Below are 22,168 nucleotides of genomic sequence, written 5' to 3'. Positions count from 1 at the left end.
GGCAGACCACCCAGCGCCGACTCGCGCTGCGGCAGACCGCCGGACGCCGACTCACGCTGCGGCAGACCGTTCGACGACGACTCGCGTGGCGGAACGCCGTTCGATCCCGGTTGCCGCTGCGGCAGACCGGCGCTCGGCTGCGGCACGCCCGCGGCGCCAGGCTGCCGCTGCGGCAGCTCACCCGAGTTCGGCTCGCGCTGCGGCAGACCGGAGCCGGTCGGCTCCGGACCACCCGGCTGACGCGGTGGCGGACCGCCGGGACCGAGCGTGCGCTTGGGCAGGTTGGCCGCGGCGAGCTTGCCGCGCTGGGGACCGCCGGCCGCCTGGCCCGGCGCGGGACGCAGGCTCGCGCCCGACTGCTGTCCCTCCGAACGCGTACCGGACGACATCGTCGAACCCGGCTGCCGCTGCGGCAGACCGCCGAGGCCGGTGGGAGCCGGCGCGCTGGGCGGCGGCGCGATGGGCGCGGGGGCGGGAGACTCGGTGACCGGAATGGGGCCGCTCACGCCGGGATCCACGGTGACCATGACGTTGCCCCCAGGAGTGCGCGTGACCGCTCGCATCTGCATGGACGACGGGCGCTGCGGCTTGACCGGCTGCGGCGAGGGCTGCGGAGTGATGGGCTGTCCCGCGATCGGCTTACCCGCGACGATCAGTCCGACCGGCACGTGCACGGTCACGGTCACGCCTGGATCGCGGGCGGTGTCGAAGGTCGGGCGCAACCGCACGGTGAGGCCGTGCCGCTCGGCGAGCCTGCCGACCACGAACAGACCCATGTGACGGGCCGTGTCCGGCCCCGGCTCGGCGGTCTGCTCCAGGCGCCGGTTGATCTCGGCCATCTCCGCGGGCGGCATACCGATGCCACGGTCGGCAACCTCGATGAGCAGGCCCTGGTCGTGCGCCTGCGCGAAAGTGAACTTGACGTCGGTCTCCGGCGGCGAGGCGCGCAGCGCGTTGTCCAACAGCTCGGCGAACAGGTGCGCGAGGTCGGAGGCGGCGGGTTCCTTCAGCGAACCGCGCGGGGTGGCGCCGAGCTTCACGCGCTCGTAGTCCTCGACCTCGGAGATCGCGGCACGCAGCACGTCGGCGATCTCGACCGGGGCGGACTTGGCGCGGCGCTGCCTGGTACCGGCGAGAATGAGCAGGTTGTCGCCGTTGCGGCGCATACGGGCCGCGAGATGGTCCAGCCGGAACAGGTTCTCCAGCAGGCGCGGGTCCTTCTCGTCGTACTCCATCGCCTCGATCAGGGTGAGCTGATGGTCGACGAGCGACTTGGAGCGCCGCGCCAGGGTCTCGAACATGTCGTTGACCTGCGAACGCATCTTCGCCTGCTCGCTCGCCAGACGCAGCGCCTGGCCGTGGATGTCGTCGACCGCGCGGGCGAGCTGACCGATCTCCTCGGTGCTGCGCACCGGCATCGGTTCCAGCGGGACCTCTTCCGGCGAGGCGCCTTGGCGGAGCTGGGCGACCTCCTGCGGCAGATCGCTCTCGGCCACGCGCAACGCGGCCAAGCGCAGCCGGTGCAGCGGGACGATCATCGAACGGGCCACGAACACCGCCAGCAGCAGCGCGGCGAGGATGGTCGCGATGACGACCGCGGTGTAGGTCCACGCGTCACGCTGGGCCGTCGACACCAGCGACTGCATCGCGGAGTCGATGTCCTTGGTCGCCTTGCCGACGACGTGCTCGTAGACCGCGAGGCTGTCGGTCAGCGACTTCTTCAGGTCGCCGACCGGAAGCTGGCCCGCTTGGGTCTGCGGGCTGGTCAGCAGCGCGATCCTGGTGTCGATGCCCGCGCGCAGGTCGGCGATCGAGGTGTCGCCGTCGGAGAAGCGGTGCGCGAGCACGTTGAGCAGCGCGCGCTCGGTGTTGGCCGCGATCATGAAGCTCTGCACGCCGGCCTGCTGGCTGCGCAGCACCTCGGGGAAGGCCGCGACCTCGTTGACCAGAGCGGCACGGGTGTTGAGCGAGTCGACCAGCCGCAGTTTGGCCACGTCCACGGCGGTGTCACTGACCTGGCCGACGGTGTTCTCGACGATGCGCACGCTGTCGTTGCGGACGCGGTCGATCAGCGCGAGGGTGTCCGACGGCGGGCCGGTGGTGACCGCTTTGCCCTGGGCCCGCACGCCCTTGGCCTGGGTGAGCATGCTGTCGATGGCCTCGCGGGCGCCCGGCACGCCATCCAGCTTGCCGACCGCCTTCTCGGCGTTGGCGATCGCCTTGTCCAGATCCGCGAGGTTCTGATCGGTCACCACGGACTGGTTGGTGCCCAACGAGATCATCTGCGAGGCCGCGGTGGTGGCGGTCTGCGCGCTGAGCCCGGTGACCGAGGGGATGGCGGCCACGTTCTCGGCGATGTCGGCGAGACGATTGGATTCCGCGAACTCCGACGAGATCCTGGACACGCCGAGCCCGACTGCGACCGCCAGCGGGACGGCGAGTACCGCCGTCACCTTCCAGCGCAGGTCCCAGTTGCCGAGCGCCCAGCGCTTACTGCCGGACCTAGCGGCGTCACGCATGTCCCACTCACTTTCCAAACTGGCCTCTACCGAGCGCCATCAGCCGAGCCCCCACGATCGTGTACATGGCTCGACAGGTGGAGCTGGCCGAGAACTGCGGCTGGCCGAAAGATTGCGTCCTACGACGGCCCAAATAAGTGACATCAGATTCTAACGGATCAATAACTTCTTGGGTGCCTTGGCGTGATGTCGCGATCATTGACCTGCCAGTTCCAGGCAAAACCAAAGGTAGCGGCACCCACCCGGGCGTCGCGTGAAGTCTGCCACAATCAACCAGATCTATCGAGGCGGGCATCGAGGCGAGGCTAGGGAGTCACGGGTTTGAACGTGCGGCAGGAGTACCGACCGGCCTATCAGACCAGCTTGGTGGATCCCGCCGAGTTCTGGGCCGGCGCGGCCGAAGCGATCGACTGGGAGGTGCCACCGACCCAGATCGTCGATACCAACGCTCGCCCGGTGGCCAGATGGTTTCCCGACGCCCGACTCAACACCTCCTTCAACGCGCTCGACCGGCACGTGCACCCGACCACCCCGGGTGCTGCCGGTCGCGCCGATCAGCCCGCATTAATATACGACTCCGCTATGACCGGCGCCAGCGTCGTCTACACCTACGCGGAGCTGCTCGCCCAGGTGTCCCGGTTCGCCGGAGCGATGCTGCGACTCGGTGTGTCGGCGGGCGACCGCGTGGTGATCTACCTGCCGATGATCCCCGAGGCGGTGATCGCCATGCTGGCCTGCGCGCGCATCGGCGCGGTGCACTCGGTGGTGTTCGGCGGCTTCGCCGCGCCGGAGCTGGCCGCCCGCATCGATGACGCGGAGCCGGTGTTGATCATCACAGCGTCCGGGGGCTTGGAGCCGGGCCGGAAGATCGAGTATCCGCCGATCGTGTTGCAGGCTCTGGACCTCGCCGCCACCACCGCGCCACGCACCGTGATCGTCAAGCAGCGGTCGCAGTTCGAGACCATCCATTTCGCGCCGCCGCAGCCCGCCACCGAGCACTTACCGAGCTCGACGGAAACCGTGGCCGCGCAGTGGCTCGACTGGGACGACGCGGTCCGCGACGCGCCACCGGCCGACCCGGTATCGGTCGCGGCGACCGATCCGCTGTACATCCTCTACACCTCGGGCACCACCGGGAAGCCCAAGGGCGTGGTGCGGGACAACGGCGGGCACGCGGTGGCGCTGGCCTGGTCCATGCGCAACATCTACAACGTCGGCGCCGGCCAGGTGATGTGGGCGGCGTCCGATGTCGGCTGGGTCGTCGGCCACTCCTATATCGTCTACGCGCCGCTGCTGGTCGGGGCGACCACGCTGCTGTACGAAGGCAAGCCGGTCGGCACGCCGGACGCGGGCGCGTACTGGCGCGTGGTGGAAAAGTACAAGGTCAACGTGTTGTTCACCGCCCCAACCGCGTTGCGCGCCATCCGCAAGGCCGACCCCGGCGCCGAGCTGGCCCGCGCCTGGGACCTCTCCTCGCTGCGCGCGCTGTTCTGCGCGGGCGAACGGCTGGATCCGGCCACCTACGCCTGGGCGGACGACACCCTGCTCGCCGGCCGCTCCGACTGCCCTGTCGTCGATCACTGGTGGCAGACCGAGACCGGCTGGCCGATCTGCGCGAACCCGCTGGGCCTGCAACAGCTGCCGATCAAGCCGGGCTCGGCGTCGGTGCCGGTGCCCGGCTATCGGCTGCGCGTGCTGGATTCCTCCGGTAACCCGGTGCCGCCCAACACCGAGGGCAATATCGTGATCGGGTTACCGCTGCCGCCCGGCACGCTGACCGGATTATGGCGCGACGACGCACGCTACGAGCGCTCCTATCTGTCCGCCTATCCCGGCCACTACCTCACGGGAGACTCCGGCTACTTCGACGAGGACGGCTATCTGTATGTCCTCGGCCGCAGCGACGACGTGATCAACATGGCCGGACATCGACTCTCCGCGGGCAGCATCGAGGCCGCCATCGCCGGTCACGACACGGTCGCCGAATGCGCCGTCATCGGCCTGCCCGACGAGCTCAAGGGTCATCGGCCGGTGGCATACGTGGTGCTCAAATCGGGTGTCGAGATCGACCCGCGGCAGCTGCGCGACGAACTGATCGAACGGGTGCGCACCCAGGTCGGCGCGATCGCCACCCTGCACGACGTGATCGTCGTGTCGGCGCTACCGAAGACCAGGTCCGGCAAGATCCTGCGCAAGACCATCCGGCAGATCACCTCGGGTGAGACGTTCGAGGTGCCGTCCACCATCGACGATCCGAGTGTGCTCGCGGCGCTGGAAGAGCAGATCCGCGCCGCGGATCCGGACTGGCGGGCACCGGCGCCGAACGGCACGGAGAATCCCGACAACGTGGTGGCGCCCGACGTGGATCCCGTTGCGCCCTCGTGATTCCGCGCGGCCCGGCGCATGTCCTCAGAGTTTCCACAGAGGACGTTCAGCCCGGTGCCAGCCGTTCGAAATAGCCTCGAGACCGCACCGCAACCATTCGATGATCTGGAGGCAACACCCTATGAAGCGTTCCGCAGGCCGCCCCGCCGTCGCCGCGCTCGCCGCGGGCGGATTCGCGACGATCGCCGTCTTCCTGAGCCCCGCGAGCGCGAGCGCGGGCCCGATGGAACTCGCCGAGCCGCTGCTGACCTCGGATTGCTCCTTTGCCCAGGTCGACGCCGCACTGCACGCCAAGGCGCCGCAGCTGGCCGCGATGCTCGACGCCAACCCGACCCAGAAGGCGGAATTGCAGCGCAAGTTCGATCAGCCGGTCCAGCAGCGGCGCGCCGAGCTGCAACGGGCCATCGACGAGAACCCGGACGCCGTGCGCGAGGCCCAGAACGACCCGCGAACCGCCCAGCTGCGCGACACCATCCGCACCGTGGCCGAGTCCTGCCACAACTACTAACGTACTAACTGGCCCACCGGCCGACTGCAAATCCGCGTCACCTGACTTGTACGGCCTGAAGACCCGGAGAGGCGGCCTGCCGTGACGACATCGAGCCCGACCGTTCTGGTCGTCGACGACGACGAGGACGTGCTCGCGTCGGTCGAGCGCGGGCTGCGGCTGTCCGGTTTCCAGGTGCTGGTCGCCAGGGACGGTGCGCAGGCGCTGCGCACCGTGAGCGAACACGCGCCCGACGCCGTCGTGCTGGACATGAACATGCCGGTGCTCGACGGCGCTGGCGTGGTCACGGCGTTGCGCGCGATGGGCAACGAGGTGCCGATCTGCGTGCTCAGCGCTCGCGCGTCGGTGGACGATCGCATCTCCGGCTTGGAGTCCGGCGCGGACGATTACCTGGTCAAGCCGTTCGTGCTCAAAGAGCTCGTGGCGCGGATCAGGGCCCTGCTGCGCCGCCGGTCCGACACACCCGCCCCGTCCACCCCCGGCGCGATCACCATCGGCCCGCTGGAGGTGGACGTCGCTGGCTACCGCGCGTTGCTGCACGGCCGCGAGATCGAGCTGACCAAGCGGGAATTCGAGCTGTTGTCCACGCTGGCCAGGAACGTCGGCGTGGTGCTGAGCCGGGAACGCCTGCTGGAACTGGTGTGGGGCTACGACTTCGCCGCCGACACCAATGTGGTGGACGTCTTCGTCGGCTATCTCCGCCGCAAGCTGGAGGTGGGCGACACACCCCGACTGCTGCACACGATCCGCGGCGTCGGGTTCGTGCTGCGAGCGCCGAAATGAGTGCGGCCCGCGCCTCCACCACATCGCCGAAAACCCGAGGGCGACGGTCGTTTTCGCTGCGTACCCGGGTCGCGGGCGCCGCGGCCGCAGGCGCGATCATCATCGTGACGCTGATCAGCCTGATCAGCATCCGCGCCATCGAGCGCAACAACGTGCAGCAGTCCGACCAGCAACTCGCCATCGCGGCGCGCATCGTGCTGATCGAGCCGCAGATCGCGGTCCGGTTCATCAGCCTGACCGGGTTGAACAACGACATGGCGGTGACCGTCCGGGACAACGGCGCCGTCGTCGCCAGCACCACCACCGAACTGCCCGCGCTGCCGACCGGTTCGCGCACCGTCACGGTGGGCGGGACCCCGTACCGGATTCTCACCACGACGGAGAATCAGCCCGTGGGCCGGGTGGTGTCGCTCGGCATCCCCGCGGCGGGGGCGGCCGAAGCCACCGCGGAGCAGCAGCGCTGGGTGCTCGGCGGCGCCCTGCTGTCCATCGCCGCCGCCGCGGGGCTCGGCTGGCTGCTCGCGGGAGCCGCGGTGCGCCCGATCGTCCGGCTCACCCGGCAGGTCGACGCGCGTAGCGCGTTCCCCGATCCGCGGGACACGCAGCCACCGGTGGAGGGCGCGGGCGTGCACGAGTCGGAGAAATTGGCCGACGCGGTCAACACCATGCTGCAACGGGTGGATCAGGCGCAGGCCGAGACCGCCGCCGCGCTGGAGACCGCGCGCGACTTCGCCGCCGTGTCCGCCCACGAGTTGCGCACCCCGCTCACCGCGATGCGCACCGACCTGGAAGTGCTGCGCACCCTCGATCTCGACGAGGCGCAGCGCGCGGAGATCCTCGACGACCTGCAACGCAGCCAGGGCCGGGTGGAGACGACACTCGCGGCGTTGGAGCGGCTGGCCACCGGCGACCTGACCAACGAGCGCGACCACGTCGCCACCGACGTCGGCGACCTGTGCGACCAGGCCGCACATGACGCCATGCGGCATTTCCCCGGCCTCACCGTGCGCATCGACTCCGACGCCGAACTGGTGACCCGCGGTCTGCCCGCCGGGCTGCGGCTGGCGGTGGACAACGCGCTGGCCAACTCGGTCAAGCACGGTGGAGCCACCGAGGCCCTGGTCTCCGCGCACCGGACGCCGAACGGCCACATCGTCATCAGCATCGACGACAACGGTCGCGGCATCCCGCCGCACGAGCGCGGAGCCGTCTTCGACCGTTTCTTCCGCGGCAGCGAGGCCAGTAAGGGCGGCTCCGGCCTTGGCCTCGCACTGGTCGCCCAGCAGGCTCAGTTACATGGCGGGCGAGCCTATTTCGACGAAGGCACCCTCGGCGGCATCCGATTAGTCCTGGATCTTCCCGGCGGTGTTTAATTTGCAGCGCCTGCGGCGCTGCGTGTTCGCGGCTGTGCTGGTTTGGCCGCGAACGGGAAACGCTCAGTCTCGCTTCGCTCGAAACCTGGAGTGCGCCATGTGGTTACCTGAGGCGATCACCGTGCCGTCTTCGTGTTCGCCACTTGGTGCCGACTCGGACGGCTCGCCGGGCTTCAAGTGACCGACCTCGGAGCACAGCACCCATACCACGCCGATTGAACACACCCCTTACTCAACTCTCAGAGAAACGCCAAGGGCCGGGCCATAACTCGCGTTTATGGTTTGCGAACGTGATCGGAAAACGCGCTCGCTGCGCACTTCTTGCCGTTGCTCTCCTCGCCGCGGGAGGGGTCGGCGCCGGAATCGCCGCGTATACCGGGTCCGATCGGGCCCCGAGGGCAATCGCCCTGGTCAATGCCGATAGCGGGCCGACCGGTGCGCGCGTCGTCACGGCGTTGCAGGAGGCGGGTGGCTACGACTGGACCGCCATCGCGCCGGGCGAGGCGGCTGGCGACTACGCCGCGGTCATCACCCTGCCCGCCGACCTCACCGAGTCCATCGGCACCCTCACCGGAGCACAGCCCAAGCGGGCCAAGGTCACCGTGGACGCCCACCACGACGCCGACGCCGACCTGGTGAACGGCGCGGTGGCCGAGGTGACGCGCCGGATCGGCGCGGCCGGGGTGGATGCCGCGCTCACCGCCGTCGCGCAGGCCCGGTCGCAGATGTCGCAGGTGCGATTCACCGCCCAGCTGCTTGGCGCGGGCGTCGACGCGGCCGCCGCCGGAGCCGGTCAGTTCAGTTCGGGCGCCGACCAGCTGCTCGGCTTCCTCGACTTCGCTCGCCAGGGCTCGGCCCAACTCACCTCGGCGATCGCGCTGCTGAACTCGACCGTGGATGGCGCCGCCGCGCAGGCGAATCAACTTGCCGCGGCGCTGGATTCCACGGGCATCACGATCGCGCAGGTGGAGCAGACGGCGAATACAGTGAGCGGCGGGCTCGACCAGGTTCTGCCGCTGCTGCGCGCATTGCCCTTCGCGAACGATCCGGCGCTGGCCGACATCATCGGAAAACTCGAAGCGCTGCGCGGCGTATCCAGCCAGGCGGGCGCCCAGCTCACCGGCCTCGGCTCGCTCGTCGGCGACGCGGTGGACCCGGACACCGATCTCGGCACCCTGCTTCGCACCGTCGTCGACCGCCTGACCAGCGCGAGCGCCCAACTGTCCGAAGGCGCGAAGCTGGCCGAGGACCTGCCGCGACTCGCCGAGCAGGGCGGCGCCCAATTGGTCAGCGCCGTCGACCAGCTCACCGGCGGCGTCACCCAGCTGCGGAACATCGTCGACAACCTGAGCACCCAGACCGGCAAGGCCGTCGCCGCCCTCCCGCAAAGCACCGGCACCCAGCAATCCGCCCTGGCATCGGCCCTCACCGACCCGGTCGAAATCGTCCGGGAGTGAGGGAATACGACAATGGCTCGTGCTACGCAGTGCGCAGCACGAGCCATGTCATCGCTCTACCATTCGTGTGCGGCACCGGACGGATAATCCCCGCCTGCGCAGGGAGCACCCCTGCGTACCCGAGCGGGAAATCGTCGCGGCCCCGCGCCCGCTCAGTTCGCGCTGAGCAGGTCGATCACGAAGACCAGCGTCTTGCCCGACAGGCGGTGACCCGCACCGGCCGGGCCGTAGGCCAGCTCCGGCGGGATGGTCAGCTGACGGCGGCCGCCGACCTTCATGCCGGGGATGCCGTCCTGCCAGCCCTGGATCAGACCGCGCAGCGGGAAGGTGATGGACTCGCCGCGGTTCCAGGACGAGTCGAACTCCTCACCGGATTCGAATTCGACGCCCACATAGTGCACTTCGACGGTGCCACCGGGCACGGCTTCCTTGCCGTCGCCTTCGATGATGTCCTTGATCACCAGCTCGGTGGGCGCGGGCCCTTCTTGGAACTCGATCTCCGGTTTGGTCATGCGGCTATCCCCTTCGATAGATGGTGGTGGGTATTTCGGTCAGCGGTTGGTGATCTCGCGGTAATCGCGGGCGCCGTAGCCGGTGTAGATCTGCCGGGGACGGCCGATCTTCAAAGGCTCGCTGTGCATTTCGCGCCAGTGCGCGATCCAGCCGGGGAGCCGGCCCATCGCGAACAGCACGGTGAACATGCGGGTCGGGAAGCCCATCGCCTTGTAGATGACGCCGGTGTAGAAGTCGACGTTCGGGTACAGGCGCCGCTGGATGAAGTAGTCGTCGGTAAGCGCGGCCTCTTCCAGGGCCTGGGCGATCTCGAACAGTTCGTCGGCGCCGCCCAGCTTGCTGAGGATGGCGTCGGCGTGCTTCTTGGCGATCGAGGCGCGCGGATCGTAGTTGCGGTAGACGCGGTGCCCGAAGCCCATGAGCTTCACCCCGTCTTCCTTGTTCTTGACCTTGCGGATGAACTCCTTGACGTTGCCGCCGCTGGCCTTGATGCCGTCGAGCATCTCCAGCACGGCCTGGTTGGCGCCGCCGTGCAGCGGGCCCCACAGCGCGTTGATGCCGCCGGACACCGAGGTGAACAGGTTGGCGTCGGACGAGCCGACCAGGCGCACGGTCGAGGTGGAGCAGTTCTGCTCGTGGTCGGCGTGCAGGATGAGCAGCATGTCCAGGGCCGCGGCGACCTCGGGGTCGACCTCGTAGGGCTCGGCCGGGAAGCCGAAGGTCATCCGCAGGAAGTTCTCCACCAGGCTCAGCGAGTTGTCCGGGTAGAGGAACGGCTGGCCGACCGACTTCTTGTACGAGTAGGCCGCGATGGTGGGCAGCTTGGCAAGCAGCCGGATGGTGGACAGCTCGACCTGTTCGGGGTCGCGCGGGTCCAGCGAGTCCTGGTAGTAGGCCGACAGCGCGTTCACCGCCGACGACAGCACCGGCATCGGGTGCGCGTTGCGCGGGAAGCCGTCGAAGAACCGCTTCAGGTCCTCGTGCAGCAGGGTGTGGCGGCGGATGCGGTCGGTGAAGTCCTCGAGCTGGGCCTGGGTGGGCAGCTCGCCGTAGATCAGCAGGTAGCTGACCTCGATGAAGGTGGATGCCGACGCGAGCTGGTCGATCGGGTAGCCGCGGTAGCGCAGGATGCCCGCCTCACCGTCGATGTAGGTGATGGCCGACTTGGTCGGGGCGGTGTTCATGAAGCCCGGGTCGTACGTCACGTACCCGGTGCTGGCCAGCAGCTTCCCCAGCTCGATCCCGTCATTGCCCTCGGCGGCCTTGGCGACCGTCATCGGGAACTCCCCGCCGGGATAGGAAAGGACCGGCTTGGCGTCGTCGTCGACGTTGATCATGTTCTCAGCGGGCACGGAAGGATCCCTCTCAGGCTAGAACCACAGGCACCGGCGCGGTCGGCGCACGATGCGCTTGCCTCAACGCTAGCCGTTCACCGACGCGGACAATACCGGAGGGTAGTCCTGCGGCGGCTCACAAACACATCCTGGCGCGGTGAGGTTCCTCGACCACGGCGACGCGCGGTCGCCCGGCGTTAGCGGTGCACTTCAGACGGCTATTTCGGCAGCAGCGCGACGGACACGGTAACGCGTGAAAGCCGGAAACGCGACCGCCGCGATCAGTACGCCCACCACCACGAGCACCCCTCCTCCCGCCGCAGCCACAGCGGTACCCAGGCTCGCCGCGGCGAAACCGTGGGCAACATCACCGATACGCGGGCCGCCTGCGACAACCACGGTGAACACGCCTTGCAGCCGCCCGCGCAGGTCGTCGGTCGCGACGGTCTGCAGCATGGTGACCCGCAACGCGGCCGAGACCATGTCGACCGCGCCGCCGAATGCCGCGCAGGCCAGCGCGATCCACAGCCCCGCGCCGAGGCCGAGCCCGTGCCCGGTGAGCCCGACGGCGACACCGAATCCGACCATGGCCAGGCCCCACAGCGCGATGCAGACCAGCACGGCGAAGCCCTGGCGGCGGATGCGCGGAATCCAGCCGGAGAACACGCCGCCGAGCACAGCGCCCACCGACATCGAGGCGAACAGCAAACCGAGGGCGACGCCGCCGGTGGCCGGGTCGCCGAAGGTCTCGTGCGCGATCTGCGGGAACAGCGCCCGCGGCATGCCGAACACCATGGCGATCACATCCACCGCGAAGGACGCGAGCAGCACCCGCTGGGTCGCGAGGTAGCCGAAACCCTCCAGCACGGTGCGGAACCCGGCTCGTCGCACCGTTCCGGTCGGCGGCAGTGCGGGCAGCCGCCAGACCGCCCAGAGCGTGGCCAGCAGCGCGACGGCGTCGATCAGGTACAGCGTGGCCAGGCCGACCACCGGGATGAGCACGCCGGCCAGCACCGGCCCGGCGATCGCGCCGAACTGCATGACCGTCATGTTCAGCGAATTCGCCGCGGCCAGTCGACCTTCCGGCAACAGGCGCGGAATGGTCGCGCTGCGGGTCGGCTGGTTCACCGCGAAGAAGGCCTGCTGCACCGCGAGCAGGCCGAGCACGATCCACACGTTGTCCACCCCGGCGGCCGCTTGCAGCCAGAAGGCGAGCGCGGTGAGCCCGGTGCCGGAATTGGTGATCAGCAAGAGTTTGCGCCGGTCCAGCACGTCGGCGAGCGCGCCGCCCCACAGGCCGAACACGATCAGCGGGACCAGGCCGAACAATCCGGCCAGGCCGACATAGCCGGAGCTGCCGGTGATCTGGAAGATCTGCTGCGGCACCGCGACGATGGACAGCTGCGCACCGATCATGGTGACGATGCCCGAACTCCACAGGCGTCGGAAGTCCGGATGGCGCAACGGGGTTGTGTCGGCGAGCAGTTTCACCGGCCGCAGCGTATCCAGTCCACTTGCCGGGTTCGACGGGAGAATTCTCACGCGTGGGGTGGGAATACCTCAGGGTTGCAGGCGTTCCACCGTGGACGTGCCGTCCGCGATACGCACCCGGATCCGGTTGTGCAGCCTGCCGCGGCGACCCTGCCAGAACTCGACCTCGTCGGGGCGGAGCAGGAACCCGCCCCAGTGCGGCGGCACCGGGATCTCGTCGACATCGGCGAATCGCGCGGTCGCCTCGGCCAGCGTGCGGTCCAGTTCGGCCCGTGAACCGATCGGCTTGGACTGGCGGGACGCCCATGCGCCCAGCTGCGAGTCCCGCGGCCGGGAACGCCAGTAGGCCGCCGTGGTCTCGGCGGGCACCCGTTCCACCGTGCCGCGCAGGTGCACCTGCCTGCCCAGGGCGGGCCACACGAAGGTGACCGCGGCGTACGGGACGGCGGCCAGTTGGGCGCCTTTGTCCGAGTCGTAGTTCGTGTAGAAGATCACACCCTCGGGCGAGAGCCCTTTACACAGCACGGTGCGCGCGACCGGCCGTGGCGTGCCGTCCACGACCGACACCGTGGCCAGCACCATGGCGTTGGGTTCGGCGATGCCGACCGCGGTGGCCTGTTCGATCCAGTGCCGCAGCAGCGGCTCCCAACCGCCGGCCAGCCAGGTCTCGTCCAGGTCGACGTCCTCGTTGCCGCCGTGCGGCAGCCCGCCGTAGTCCACCCGCATGGCGGCGAGATCGGTGGTCGGCGGGAAGTCCGCCGTTTCGTTGCCGCGAGGTGAATTGTCCAGGTCACGCATGGGCCAGACGTTACTCCGGGGTAGCGAGGGTCTAAGGTTTTGATGATCGGCATGTGCTCGTCAAATCCGACATCTTCTCATCGGCGAGAACATGCGACCCAAGTGCAAGGAGAGTCGCAACATGACTACCAGCCCCGCGGTTTCCGGTGGGCAGGCCACCGTACCCAGCGATTTCGTCAGTGGCCTGGAGGGCGTGGTTGCTTTTACCACCGATATCGCCGAACCCGACAAGGACGGCGGCGCGCTGCGCTACCGCGGCGTCGACATCGAGGACCTGGTGGAAAGCCAGGTGACCTTCGGTGACGTGTGGGCCCTGCTGGTCGACGGATCGTTCGGCCGGGGCCTCCCGCCCGCCGAGCCGTTCCCGCTGCCCGTGCACACCGGTGACGTGCGCGTCGACGTGCAGGCTGGCCTGGCCATGCTGGCGCCGATCTGGGGCTACCAGCCGCTGCTGGACATCGATGACGAAACCGCTCGGGAGAACCTGGCCCGCGCTTCGGTGATGGCGCTGTCCTATGTCGCGCAGTCGGCGCGCGGCATCTACCAGCCCGCGGTCCCGCAGAAGAAGATCGACGAGTGCACCACGGTCACCGCGCGCTTCATGACCCGCTGGAAGGGTGACCCGGACCCGCGCCACACCGAGGCCATCGATGCCTACTGGGTCTCCGCCGCCGAGCACGGCATGAACGCCTCCACCTTCACCGCCCGGGTGATCGCCTCCACCGGCGCCGACGTGGCGGCCTCGCTGTCCGGCGCGATCGGCGCCATGTCCGGTCCGCTGCACGGTGGCGCGCCCGCGCGCGTGCTCCCGATGATCGAAGAGGTCGAGCGGACCGGCGATGCCCGTGCCCTGGTCAAGGGCATTTTGGACCGCAAGGAGAAGCTGATGGGCTTCGGCCACCGGGTGTACCGGGCCGAGGACCCCCGCGCCAGGGTGCTGCGCGCCACCGCGAAGCGTTTGGCCGCCCCGCGCTACGAAGTCGCCGCCGCGCTGGAGCAGGCCGCGCTGGCGGAGCTGCGCGAGCGGCGTCCGGACCGCGCCATCGAGACCAACGTGGAGTTCTGGGCCGCGGTGATCCTGGACTTCGCCGAGGTGCCCGCGCACATGATGCCGGCCATGTTCACCTGCGGCCGCACCGCGGGCTGGTGCGCGCACATCCTGGAGCAGAAACAGCTGGGCAAGCTGGTCCGCCCGGCCGCCATCTACACCGGGCCCGGTCCCCGCAAGCCCGAGGATGTCGCGGGCTGGGCGTCGATCGCCCACCGGTAGCCCGCAGCGCACGACGGACGCGAGCCGGACGGGGTCGGCGGAAGACGTTTTCCCGCCGTCCGGCTCGCGTAGCATCCCGGGGAAGTGGTCAAGAGGACCTGAGCGATGCAGTACAGAGGACTATCGCGGCGGCGGGTGCTTGGCATCGGCGCCGCGCTGGCCGCGGGTTTCGCCGCCGCCGGGTGCGACACCACACCGAACACATCGACGCCGCGGCCCGGGGTGCTGGCGAACGCGGAGACTCCTCCCGCGAGCGCGGATCGCGCCGGTCTCGGCGGCCCCCGCTCCCCCGAACGCCGTTTCGCCCACCGCGGTCGCCGCCGCGCACGCCGGCACGCAGCCGTGCCGGTGGGGCGTGGAGATGCCCGGCGTCACAAGTACTTTCGCGGCCACCGGCAAGCAGCTGGCGCTCACTTTCGACGCCTGCGGCGGGCCGGGAAACAGCGACAACGATGAAGCGCTGCTGAATTTCCTGATGACGAAAAGATTCCGGCGACGCTGTTCCTCAACAAGCGTTGGATCGATGCGAACCGCGCCCGGGCCGCGCAGTTGGCCATGAACCCGCTGTTCGAGTTGGCCAATCACGGTGTCGCGCATAAACCGCTCTCGGTGAACGGGCGGGAAGCCTATGGCATCGCGGGCACCCGGACGGCGCAAGAAGCGGCGGACGAAGTGTGGGCCAACCATGAGCTGCTCACCAGGCTGACCGGCACGCCGCCGCGATTCTTCCGTGCGGGCACCGCCCATTACGACGACGTCGCGGTGGCTATCGTGCACGAATTGGGCGAAGCCCCGGTCGGTTTCAGCATCAACGCCGATTTCGGCGCGACCGCGTCGGCCGCCAAGGTGCAATCGGCGATGAATGCCGCCGCGTCTGGCGCCATTTCCCTCGCGCATATGCATCGGCCGCACTCGGGAACCGCTGCGGGCATGAAGGCGGCGCTACCGAAGATCCGCGCCATGGGTTTCACCTTCGTGCGCCTGTAGACGCTGGAATGACGCCTCACTCCTCGAGCGAGGCGGCCCAGTCGACGGCGACGGTTTCGCCGCGGTCGACCTCGAAGAAGGCGACCTCCAGGTGCTGGCCGAGGTCGACCAGACCGATGGCGGTCAGCGGCACCGGCTGGACCAGGCGGACCCGCCACGGCTCGGACTCGTCCCAGGCGCGCAGTTCCAAGTCGAGCCGCAGCACGGGGTCGTCGCGGCCGGAGTAGTCGGCCGCGACCGGCGCGGCGGCGAGCACGGTCGCGTCGGCGCGGCGGCCGTCGGCGAGGATCTTCGCGATGCTCGCCCGCCCCGACTCCTCGATGTCGGGCACGTACAGCACCAGGCGGCCGCGGTCGCCCGGGTCCACCCGGCAGCACACGACATCGCCGGGCTGCATCCATTCCAGGTCGGCTTCGGTCACCCGTTGGCGCACCCGGGTCTCGTAGGGGAACTCCCCGTCCAGCTGCACCCGGACCCAGAACACATGACCGGGTTCGGTGCGCCGCGGACGCACGCCGAGGACGGTCGCCGATCCGGGTTCTCCGCGAATCAGCAACTCCCGTCGCATGGAATCCGAGACCGTCGCGCCGCGCAGCCGGATATTCCGCACCCGCTCGCGCAGTCGCCACCCCGAGTTAGCCGACGGCATGCCCATGGGCGCCTACGTTAGCCGGAGTGTGGGCGACGTCACAGCGACACCACCGACTACCCTGTTCGCCATGACCTCTGCGTTTCCGACCATTCCCGACGATCTCAAGCCCGCCGACGGACGGTTCGGCTGCGGCCCCTCCAAGGTGCGCCCGGAGCAGCTGCAGACTCTGGTGAACGTCGGCGCTTCGGTGTTCGGAACCTCGCATCGGCAGAAACCGGTCAAGGACGTGGTGGCGCGGGTGCGCTCGGGCCTGCGCGACCTGTTCGCCCTTCCGGACGGCTACGAGGTGGTGCTCGGCAACGGCGGCACCACCGCGTTCTGGGACGCCGCGGCGTTCGGCTTGGTCCGGGAACGCTCGCTGCACCTGACCAACGGCGAGTTCAGCTCCAAGTTCGCCGCCGTGACCAAGGGCAACCCGTTCATCGGCGACCCGATCGTGGTCTCGGCCGAGCCGGGCAGCGCGCCGGAGCCGGTGTCGGACCCGTCGGCGGACCTGATCGGCTGGGCGCACAACGAGACCTCCACCGGTGTCGCCATCCCGGTGCAGCGCCCCGCGGGTTCGGAGCACGCGCTGATCGCCATCGACGCCACCTCCGGCGCGGGCGGTCTGCCGGTGACCATCACCGACGCCGACGTCTACTACTTCGCACCGCAGAAGTGCTTCGCCTCCGACGGCGGCCTGTGGGTCGCGCTGATGAGCCCGGCCGCGCTGGCCAGGGTCGAGGAGATCAAGGCGTCGGGCCGCTGGACGCCCGATTTCCTGTCGCTGCCGATCGCGATCGACAACAGCACCAAGGACCAGACCTACAACACCCCGGCCCTGGGCACCCTGCTGCTGTTCGCCGATCAGATCGAGTGGCTGAACGCCAACGGCGGCCTGGACTGGGCGGTCAAGCGGACGCTGGACTCCTCGTCGCGGCTGTACTCCTGGGCCGAGTCCAGCGAGTACGCCACCCCGTACGTCGCGGACCCGGCGCACCGCTCGCAGGTGGTCGGCACCATCGATTTCGCCGACTCGGTCGACGCGGCCGCGGTGGCGAAGGTGCTGCGCGCCAACGGCATCGTGGACACCGAGCCCTACCGCAAGCTGGGCCGCAACCAGCTGCGCATCGGCATGTTCCCGGCGATCGATCCGGACGACATCAGCCAGCTGACCCGTTCCATCGACTGGGTCGTGCAGAATCTCGGCTGACCGCCGCTCATTTCGGCCCTACGGCCGCAACACGCCCGGGATCGACACGCCGAAAAATTAGGCGCGGCAGGTCGAATAGAGCAGATTAGCGGGGCACGGGAGTCGCGCTGGCGATTTCCGTGCCGCGTGTCCTGCCCCAGGAATCTCAGATGTGCACTACTGTTTCGAAAAGTGGGCGGTGTCGCGAGTCGACGCGATAAGGAGGTAACGGTGCGTGAACTTCGAGTGATCGGGGTGACGCCCGACTCCACACACATCGTGTGCATCGACACCGAGTCCGGTCAGAAGTTCCGGCTTCCCGCCGACGACAAACTGCGAGCCGCCGCGCGCGGAGACCTTGCCCGATTCGGCCAGATTGAGATCGAAATGGAAGCAACTATGCGTCCCCGCGATATCCAGGCCCGTATTCGTGCAGGGGCCTCCGTGGAACAGGTCACCGAAGAATCCGGAATGCCGGCCAGCCGCGTCGAGCGGTTCGCCTATCCGGTGCTGCTGGAACGGGCCCGTGCCGCCGAACTCGCCCAGAAGGCGCACCCTGTGCGTCCCGACGGCCCCGCCGTGGAAACGCTCATCGACGTGGTCACCGCCGCTTTCACCGCGCGCGGGCACAACATCGAGGGCGCCGAGTGGGATGCCTGGAAGGACGAGAAGGGGTACTGGGTCGCCCAATTGCAGTGGCAGAATGGGCGTTCCGAGATCGCCGCGCACTGGCGTTACCAGCCGGACGCGCACGGCGGCTCGGTGTCCCCGCTCGACGATCCGGCCTCCGATCTGATCGATCCGGATTTCGGCCGCGCGCTGCGCGGGCTGGCGACGATCCTGCCCGCCGAGCCGGAACCGGCCGCGGCCCCACCGGAGCCGGTGGCCGAACCCCGCCCCACCCCGGCCGCTCCGACTACGCGCCCGGCGAGCCGCCAGAACCAGGCTACCCTGGACGAGTACTACGAACAGCGTGCCGTCGCGGCCGGTGGCAGCTCCGCTGCGATCCCGGCGGGCACCGGTGCGACGCCCGCCGCGTCGAGCACCACGGCTTCCGCCGCCGGTAACGCGGCGCCCGCCAATGGCGCCGCCGCGGCAACGACTTCCGGCGCCGCCGCGGACACCGCCCCGTCCGCGCCCGCCGCGCAGGCGCCCGCCGCCGAGGAGCCCGCGAAGCCCGCGGCCAAGGCTCCTGCGAAGCCCAGCCGCAGCAAGCGCGGCAAGGCTCCGATGCCGTCGTGGGAGGACGTGCTGCTCGGGGTGCGCAGCTCGGGTCACTGAGGCTGTTCCGTCCCGCCTCTCCGCGTCTTCAGGCCGTACAAGTTGGGTGTGCGGGATTCGCGTTCAGGTCCTGCGTTGGGTGCCGCTCGAGTTTTGGGCGTTCCCGGTGAGTTACCCATGTGCTCGCGAAATCCGTGGTGACGATTGGATGCTCGATCGCCCATAAGAGCTACACCGGCGCAGACGTGAGGACGGGAACGCGTCGGCAGCGGCAGCTGGACGCGTCACGTGTCCGCGGTGCGAAGCCACAACGTAGTTGGTCCGGGACGAGTAAGTTCTGGGGTGGTCGACGACGTGCGTCGGCGCCGGGCAGGTCACCTCAGCGGTGGCGCCGATCGGCACCACCGTGCGTTGCTCGAAGTTCGCGGAGTTGATTCGTGCAACTATCGGGAGGTGCCGGACGTGCTGTCGAAGGCTTCGTCACTCTGGTATGTCGATGCACCCGACCCCCTGGCGGTGCTGCGCGCGAACCGTGACCCGGCCCCGGAAGCCGCACTGGCACTGGCGAAGCAACTGCACGACGACTGCGATGTCCGGCCGATCATGGTCGGCACGCTGGCCGGTTGCGCGGGCCCGGAAGCCGGCCAGGTGTACATCGGTTGCTATCCCGGCGTGACCGTCCTGTGTTCGGCGGCGGCCGTGCGCGTCCATCCGACCGCGATTCCGGAGTTGCTGGTGCGCCCCCTGGCCTCCGAACACACCTACCTGGTGGCTTTCGACGCGAAGCACGGCTGGGGCGCGTTCGCGCACTGGGAACGCGGCGAGCTGCGCAGGTCGTTCAGCTCGACCCGGGTGAACATCCTGGAGGACGAGGGACTTCCGCTGGTGTGGGAGCGGCCGTACTGGGCGGGCGAGCATCCGGTCCGGTGGCGCGCGGGCGAGTTACCCGACCCGCAGACGCTGCCGTTCGACCCGCTCGACTTCGCCGACGCCGCCAACAACGAATGGCTCGGGTTCCACTACCGCGCACCCGCCGCGGCCGGGGCGCTCGTACCGGGTGACATCCCCGTCTGCGGATTCACGCTCTATCCCAAGGGCCACGCCCCCGAGCCCGCCAGGCAGGTCCCGGCCGACGGGGAAACGCATGCGGCGCAGCGCAAGCGGGGCCTGTTCGGCTGGCTGCGCGGTCCCGACCGGGTCCTCTAGCGGATCGGCCGGATCCGGCCGCGCCCATCAAGCCGCGAGCGCGCCGATCAGCAAGATCGACCATCCGAGCAGCACACCCGCCGCGACGCCGCCGACCACCCACCGGATCACCGGGGCGAAGCGCCACCGCCACGCGCTGGGCGCGGCGCCGCCCGCCGCGACCAGATTCACCGCCACCGCGAGCAGCGGGTGCACTTCGGCCAACGCGGCGCCGAAGGAGTACACCGCGACCGCCGACAGCAGCGCCACCATCGTCGCCACGGTGAGCCCCGCGCCCCATGGGGTCGGGTCCTGGTAAGCAGGGTAGGGACGATACGGCCCGGTCACGCGGTCCTCACCCGCTCGTAGAAGGCCATCGCCGCCGCGGTCGCGACATTGAGCGAGTCGGTGCCCGGCGACATCGGGATGCGCGCCCGGATATCGGTGGCCCGCATGGCCTCATCGGTCAGTCCGGGGCCCTCGGCCCCGAGCAACAACGCCACCCGCTCCCCCGTCATCGCCGTCGCCAGATTCACCGCCGCCGGATTCGGGGTGAGCGCGACGATCTGGAATCCCTTGCGCCGCAGTATATCCAGTCCACCAGGCCACTCGGGCAGGGAAGCGAAGGGCACCCGCAGCACATGGCCCATCGAGACCCGAACGGCGCGGCGGTAGAGCGGGTCGGCGCAGCGGTCGCCGAACAGGATCGCATCGGCTCCGAGTCCGGCCGCGTTGCGGAACATCGCGCCGAGATTCTCATGATCGTTGACGCCCTCGAGCACCGCGACGGTCCGCGCCTTCTCGATCACCTCGGTCACCTCGAGTTCCGCCGGACGCCGGGCGATGGCGAGCACGCCGCGATTGAGATGGAAGCCGACCACCTCGGCCATCACCTCGGCCGATGCGCGGTAATACGGACCATCGACCGCGACGAGGTCGTCGGCCAGTTCGGCGCGCCTGCGTTCCACGCCGAGCAACGCGATCGGGGTGAATCGCGAGTCCAGCATCCGCTGGACGACCACGACGCCCTCGGCGATCACCAGTCCCTTGCGCCCGGGCAGATCGGGCCTCCGGTCGGCCGACTTCAGATCGCGGAAGTCGTCGACCCTGGGGTCGGCGGGGTCATCGATGTCGATCACTTCGGCCACGGCTCCATCCTGCCGCGCGGCTTCCATCGGGCCGAATCGGCGTTCGCTCGGCAGTGGCCTGCGCCGAGGAAAATCCGATGCGGTCGCGTGCGCAAACGTGGGATGGTCGAGGCATGACGCCTCCGGGAATCACGATTCGCTCCGCCGTCGACGAGGACGGACCCGCGATCCTGACGCTGGTGGAGACCTCCTTCGGCACCCGCTACGACCCGGCGGAGCTGGACCGCGTACCGCTGCTGTTCCCGCAGCGGAACTCGATCGTCGCGGAGGCGGACGGACAGATCGTCGGGCACGTGCAGTCCACCACCTTGACGGTGACCGTGCCCGGCGAACGGACCGTGCAGGCGTGCGGCATCGCCGGTGTCGGTGTGGCGCCGACGCATCGGCGGCGCGGCATCCTGCGCGCCATGTACACCGAACAGCATCGGCGCGTGGAGGCTGCGGGCTTGCCGCTGACCATGTTCACCGCCAGCGAGGGCGGCATCTACGGCCGTTTCGGCTACGGCCCGGCGACACGGGAGAACGCGGTCACCATCGAGCGCCGATTCGCCGAGTTCCTGCCGTCGGCGCCGGACCCGGGCGGGGTCACGCTGCGCGCTCCGCGGGACATCCGCCCGGCGGCGGAGACGATCTACGACCGCTGGCGCAGGTTGGTGCCCGCCGCGCAGGTGCGTCCGACCGCCAGCTGGGACATCCTCTTCGACGACCCGGAACGCTTTCGCGACGGCGGCAGCGACCTGTTCGCCCTGCTGCACGCCGACGGCTACGCGCTCTATCGCTTCCACTCCGACGGCCGGGCGAAAACGGTCGAGGTCGTCGAATTGCGCGCGGTCACCGCGGAGGCGCACGCGGCGCTGTGGCGGGCTCTGCTCGGACTCGATCTGGTCCAGCGGCTCGAAGCCGTGCTCACCGACCACGACCCGCTGCCCTACCTGCTCACCGACCCGCGACTGGTGCGCACGAAGGCCCGCTACGACGGACTGTGGCTGCGCCTCATGGATATTCCCGCCGCGCTGGCCGCGCGCGCGTACGCGGCCGACCTGGATGTGGTGCTGGAGGTGACCGACCCCTTCCGTAACGCGGGTGGCGCCTTCGCGCTGCGGGCGCGGGACGGACAGGCGGTCTGCGAACCGACCGGCCGTGCCGCCGACATCGAACTCGGCATCGACGTCCTCGGCAGCATGTACTTCGGCGCGTATCCCGCCCGGCTGTTCGCCGCGGCGAACCGATTGCGGGCCAAGGATTCCGCCCACCTGCGCGCGTTCGAGGAGGCCTTTCGCACCGAGCGGGACGCGGTGCTCGGCTGGTTCTTCTGAGCACAGGCCCGCGTCCCGCCGCCGGGAAGGACGACGATGTCCGAATCGGCGCGGGGC

The 22,168-nt window shown here is 69.4% G+C and carries 19 protein-coding genes; 11 read left to right on the top strand and 8 right to left on the bottom strand.

Annotated features, from left to right (window positions below; genetic code table 11):
* Positions 1-2,519: sensor histidine kinase (locus ON34_RS03175; protein ID WP_083889111.1), on the bottom strand; the 2,519-nt coding region annotated here is incomplete at its 3' end.
* 321 nt (positions 2,520-2,840) lie between these two features.
* Here ON34_RS03175 and ON34_RS03170 point away from each other — a divergent pair.
* The 5 genes from ON34_RS03170 (at position 2,841) to ON34_RS03150 (ending at position 9,025) form a co-directional block, all read left to right on the top strand.
* Positions 2,841-4,904, top strand: a complete 2,064-nt coding sequence (locus tag ON34_RS03170) for an AMP-binding protein (RefSeq protein WP_040773950.1) — start codon at positions 2,841-2,843, stop codon at positions 4,902-4,904.
* Positions 4,905-5,025: 121 nt separating this feature from the next.
* Positions 5,026-5,412 carry a hemophore-related protein gene (locus ON34_RS03165; protein WP_040773947.1) on the top strand — a complete coding sequence of 129 codons (387 nt, stop codon included), beginning with the start codon at positions 5,026-5,028 and terminating at the stop codon, positions 5,410-5,412.
* 81 nt (positions 5,413-5,493) lie between these two features.
* Complete coding sequence (locus tag ON34_RS03160) at positions 5,494-6,195, top strand: response regulator transcription factor (protein WP_040773945.1); 702 nt, start codon at positions 5,494-5,496, stop codon at positions 6,193-6,195.
* Positions 6,192-7,568 carry a sensor histidine kinase gene (locus tag ON34_RS03155; RefSeq protein ID WP_083889110.1) on the top strand — a complete coding sequence of 459 codons (1,377 nt, stop codon included), beginning with the start codon at positions 6,192-6,194 and terminating at the stop codon, positions 7,566-7,568. Before ON34_RS03160 ends, ON34_RS03155 begins: the two co-directional genes overlap by 4 nt.
* Positions 7,569-7,858: 290 nt before the next feature.
* Positions 7,859-9,025: a YhgE/Pip domain-containing protein gene (locus ON34_RS03150; protein ID WP_040773943.1), complete on the top strand. Its 1,167-nt coding sequence runs from the start codon at positions 7,859-7,861 to the stop codon at positions 9,023-9,025.
* A 152-nt stretch (positions 9,026-9,177) separates the two neighbouring features.
* Here ON34_RS03150 and ON34_RS03145 read toward each other — a convergent pair whose 3' ends face one another.
* From ON34_RS03145 to pdxH, 4 genes are all read right to left on the bottom strand, one after another.
* Positions 9,178-9,537, bottom strand: coding sequence for an FKBP-type peptidyl-prolyl cis-trans isomerase (locus ON34_RS03145; RefSeq protein WP_040773941.1), 360 nt, complete (start codon positions 9,535-9,537; stop codon positions 9,178-9,180).
* A 39-nt stretch (positions 9,538-9,576) separates the two neighbouring features.
* A complete protein-coding gene (locus ON34_RS03140; RefSeq protein ID WP_040773981.1) occupies positions 9,577-10,875 on the bottom strand; it encodes a citrate synthase in 1,299 nt (432 codons plus the stop codon).
* 207 nt (positions 10,876-11,082) lie between these two features.
* Positions 11,083-12,363: an MFS transporter gene (locus ON34_RS03135; protein ID WP_083889108.1), complete on the bottom strand. Its 1,281-nt coding sequence runs from the start codon at positions 12,361-12,363 to the stop codon at positions 11,083-11,085.
* A gap of 69 nt (positions 12,364-12,432) precedes the next feature.
* Positions 12,433-13,161, bottom strand: a complete 729-nt coding sequence (gene pdxH, locus ON34_RS03130) for a pyridoxamine 5'-phosphate oxidase (protein WP_051022100.1) — start codon at positions 13,159-13,161, stop codon at positions 12,433-12,435.
* Between the two features lie 121 nt (positions 13,162-13,282).
* On the opposite strand from pdxH, the gene ON34_RS03125 reads away from it, so the two are divergent.
* The gene (locus tag ON34_RS03125) at positions 13,283-14,431 is read left to right on the top strand and encodes a citrate synthase 2 (RefSeq protein WP_040773972.1); all 1,149 of its coding nucleotides are present in this window, start codon (positions 13,283-13,285) and stop codon (positions 14,429-14,431) included.
* Between the two features lie 486 nt (positions 14,432-14,917).
* Entirely contained in the window at positions 14,918-15,418 is a 501-nt protein-coding gene (locus ON34_RS37345) for a polysaccharide deacetylase family protein (protein WP_306303633.1), read from the top strand.
* A 16-nt stretch (positions 15,419-15,434) separates the two neighbouring features.
* Here the strand turns inward: ON34_RS37345 and ON34_RS03115 are convergent, their stop codons facing one another.
* Positions 15,435-16,073: a hypothetical protein gene (locus tag ON34_RS03115; protein WP_040773940.1), complete on the bottom strand. Its 639-nt coding sequence runs from the start codon at positions 16,071-16,073 to the stop codon at positions 15,435-15,437.
* A 64-nt stretch (positions 16,074-16,137) separates the two neighbouring features.
* Between ON34_RS03115 and serC the strand changes: the two genes are divergently transcribed.
* From serC to ON34_RS03100, 3 genes are all read left to right on the top strand, one after another.
* On the top strand, positions 16,138-17,262 hold the full coding sequence (gene serC, locus ON34_RS03110; RefSeq protein WP_040773938.1) for a phosphoserine transaminase: 1,125 nt from the start codon (positions 16,138-16,140) through the stop codon (positions 17,260-17,262).
* Between the two features lie 210 nt (positions 17,263-17,472).
* Complete coding sequence (gene sepH, locus ON34_RS03105; protein ID WP_040773935.1) at positions 17,473-18,522, top strand: septation protein SepH; 1,050 nt, start codon at positions 17,473-17,475, stop codon at positions 18,520-18,522.
* A gap of 402 nt (positions 18,523-18,924) precedes the next feature.
* Positions 18,925-19,668, top strand: coding sequence for a DUF6928 family protein (locus ON34_RS03100; protein ID WP_040773970.1), 744 nt, complete (start codon positions 18,925-18,927; stop codon positions 19,666-19,668).
* A 27-nt stretch (positions 19,669-19,695) separates the two neighbouring features.
* Here the strand turns inward: ON34_RS03100 and ON34_RS03095 are convergent, their stop codons facing one another.
* Together ON34_RS03095 and ON34_RS03090 are read right to left on the bottom strand one after the other, a co-directional pair.
* The gene (locus ON34_RS03095) at positions 19,696-19,995 is read right to left on the bottom strand and encodes a DUF2537 domain-containing protein (RefSeq protein WP_040773933.1); all 300 of its coding nucleotides are present in this window, start codon (positions 19,993-19,995) and stop codon (positions 19,696-19,698) included.
* Entirely contained in the window at positions 19,992-20,795 is an 804-nt protein-coding gene (locus ON34_RS03090; protein WP_040773968.1) for a TrmH family RNA methyltransferase, read from the bottom strand. Before ON34_RS03090 ends, ON34_RS03095 begins: the two co-directional genes overlap by 4 nt.
* Positions 20,796-20,908: 113 nt before the next feature.
* On the opposite strand from ON34_RS03090, the gene ON34_RS03085 reads away from it, so the two are divergent.
* The gene (locus ON34_RS03085) at positions 20,909-22,111 is read left to right on the top strand and encodes a GNAT family N-acetyltransferase (RefSeq protein ID WP_040773930.1); all 1,203 of its coding nucleotides are present in this window, start codon (positions 20,909-20,911) and stop codon (positions 22,109-22,111) included.
* Positions 22,112-22,168 lie beyond the last annotated feature (57 nt).

The sequence above is a fragment of the Nocardia pneumoniae NBRC 100136 genome, from assembly GCF_000308755.1.
GTDB lineage: Bacteria > Actinomycetota > Actinomycetes > Mycobacteriales > Mycobacteriaceae > Nocardia > Nocardia pneumoniae.
Note: the sequence above shows the minus strand (reverse complement) of the source record. Positions and strands in the feature narration are given on the sequence as shown.

Bases quoted from the DNA above. Each gene is read 5' to 3' on its own strand.
- ON34_RS03165 (WP_040773947.1), top strand. From the start codon at position 5,026: ATGAAGCGTTCCGCAGGCCGCCCCGCCGTCGCCGCGCTCGCCGCGGGC.
- ON34_RS03155 (WP_083889110.1), top strand. From the start codon at position 6,192: ATGAGTGCGGCCCGCGCCTCCACCACATCGCCGAAAACCCGAGGGCGA.
- ON34_RS03145 (WP_040773941.1), bottom strand. From the start codon at position 9,537: ATGACCAAACCGGAGATCGAGTTCCAAGAAGGGCCCGCGCCCACCGAG.
- ON34_RS03140 (WP_040773981.1), bottom strand. From the start codon at position 10,875: ATGATCAACGTCGACGACGACGCCAAGCCGGTCCTTTCCTATCCCGGC.
- pdxH (WP_051022100.1), bottom strand. From the start codon at position 13,161: ATGCGTGACCTGGACAATTCACCTCGCGGCAACGAAACGGCGGACTTC.
- ON34_RS03125 (WP_040773972.1), top strand. From the start codon at position 13,283: ATGACTACCAGCCCCGCGGTTTCCGGTGGGCAGGCCACCGTACCCAGC.
- ON34_RS03115 (WP_040773940.1), bottom strand. From the start codon at position 16,073: ATGGGCATGCCGTCGGCTAACTCGGGGTGGCGACTGCGCGAGCGGGTG.
- serC (WP_040773938.1), top strand. From the start codon at position 16,138: ATGACCTCTGCGTTTCCGACCATTCCCGACGATCTCAAGCCCGCCGAC.
- ON34_RS03085 (WP_040773930.1), top strand. From the start codon at position 20,909: ATGACGCCTCCGGGAATCACGATTCGCTCCGCCGTCGACGAGGACGGA.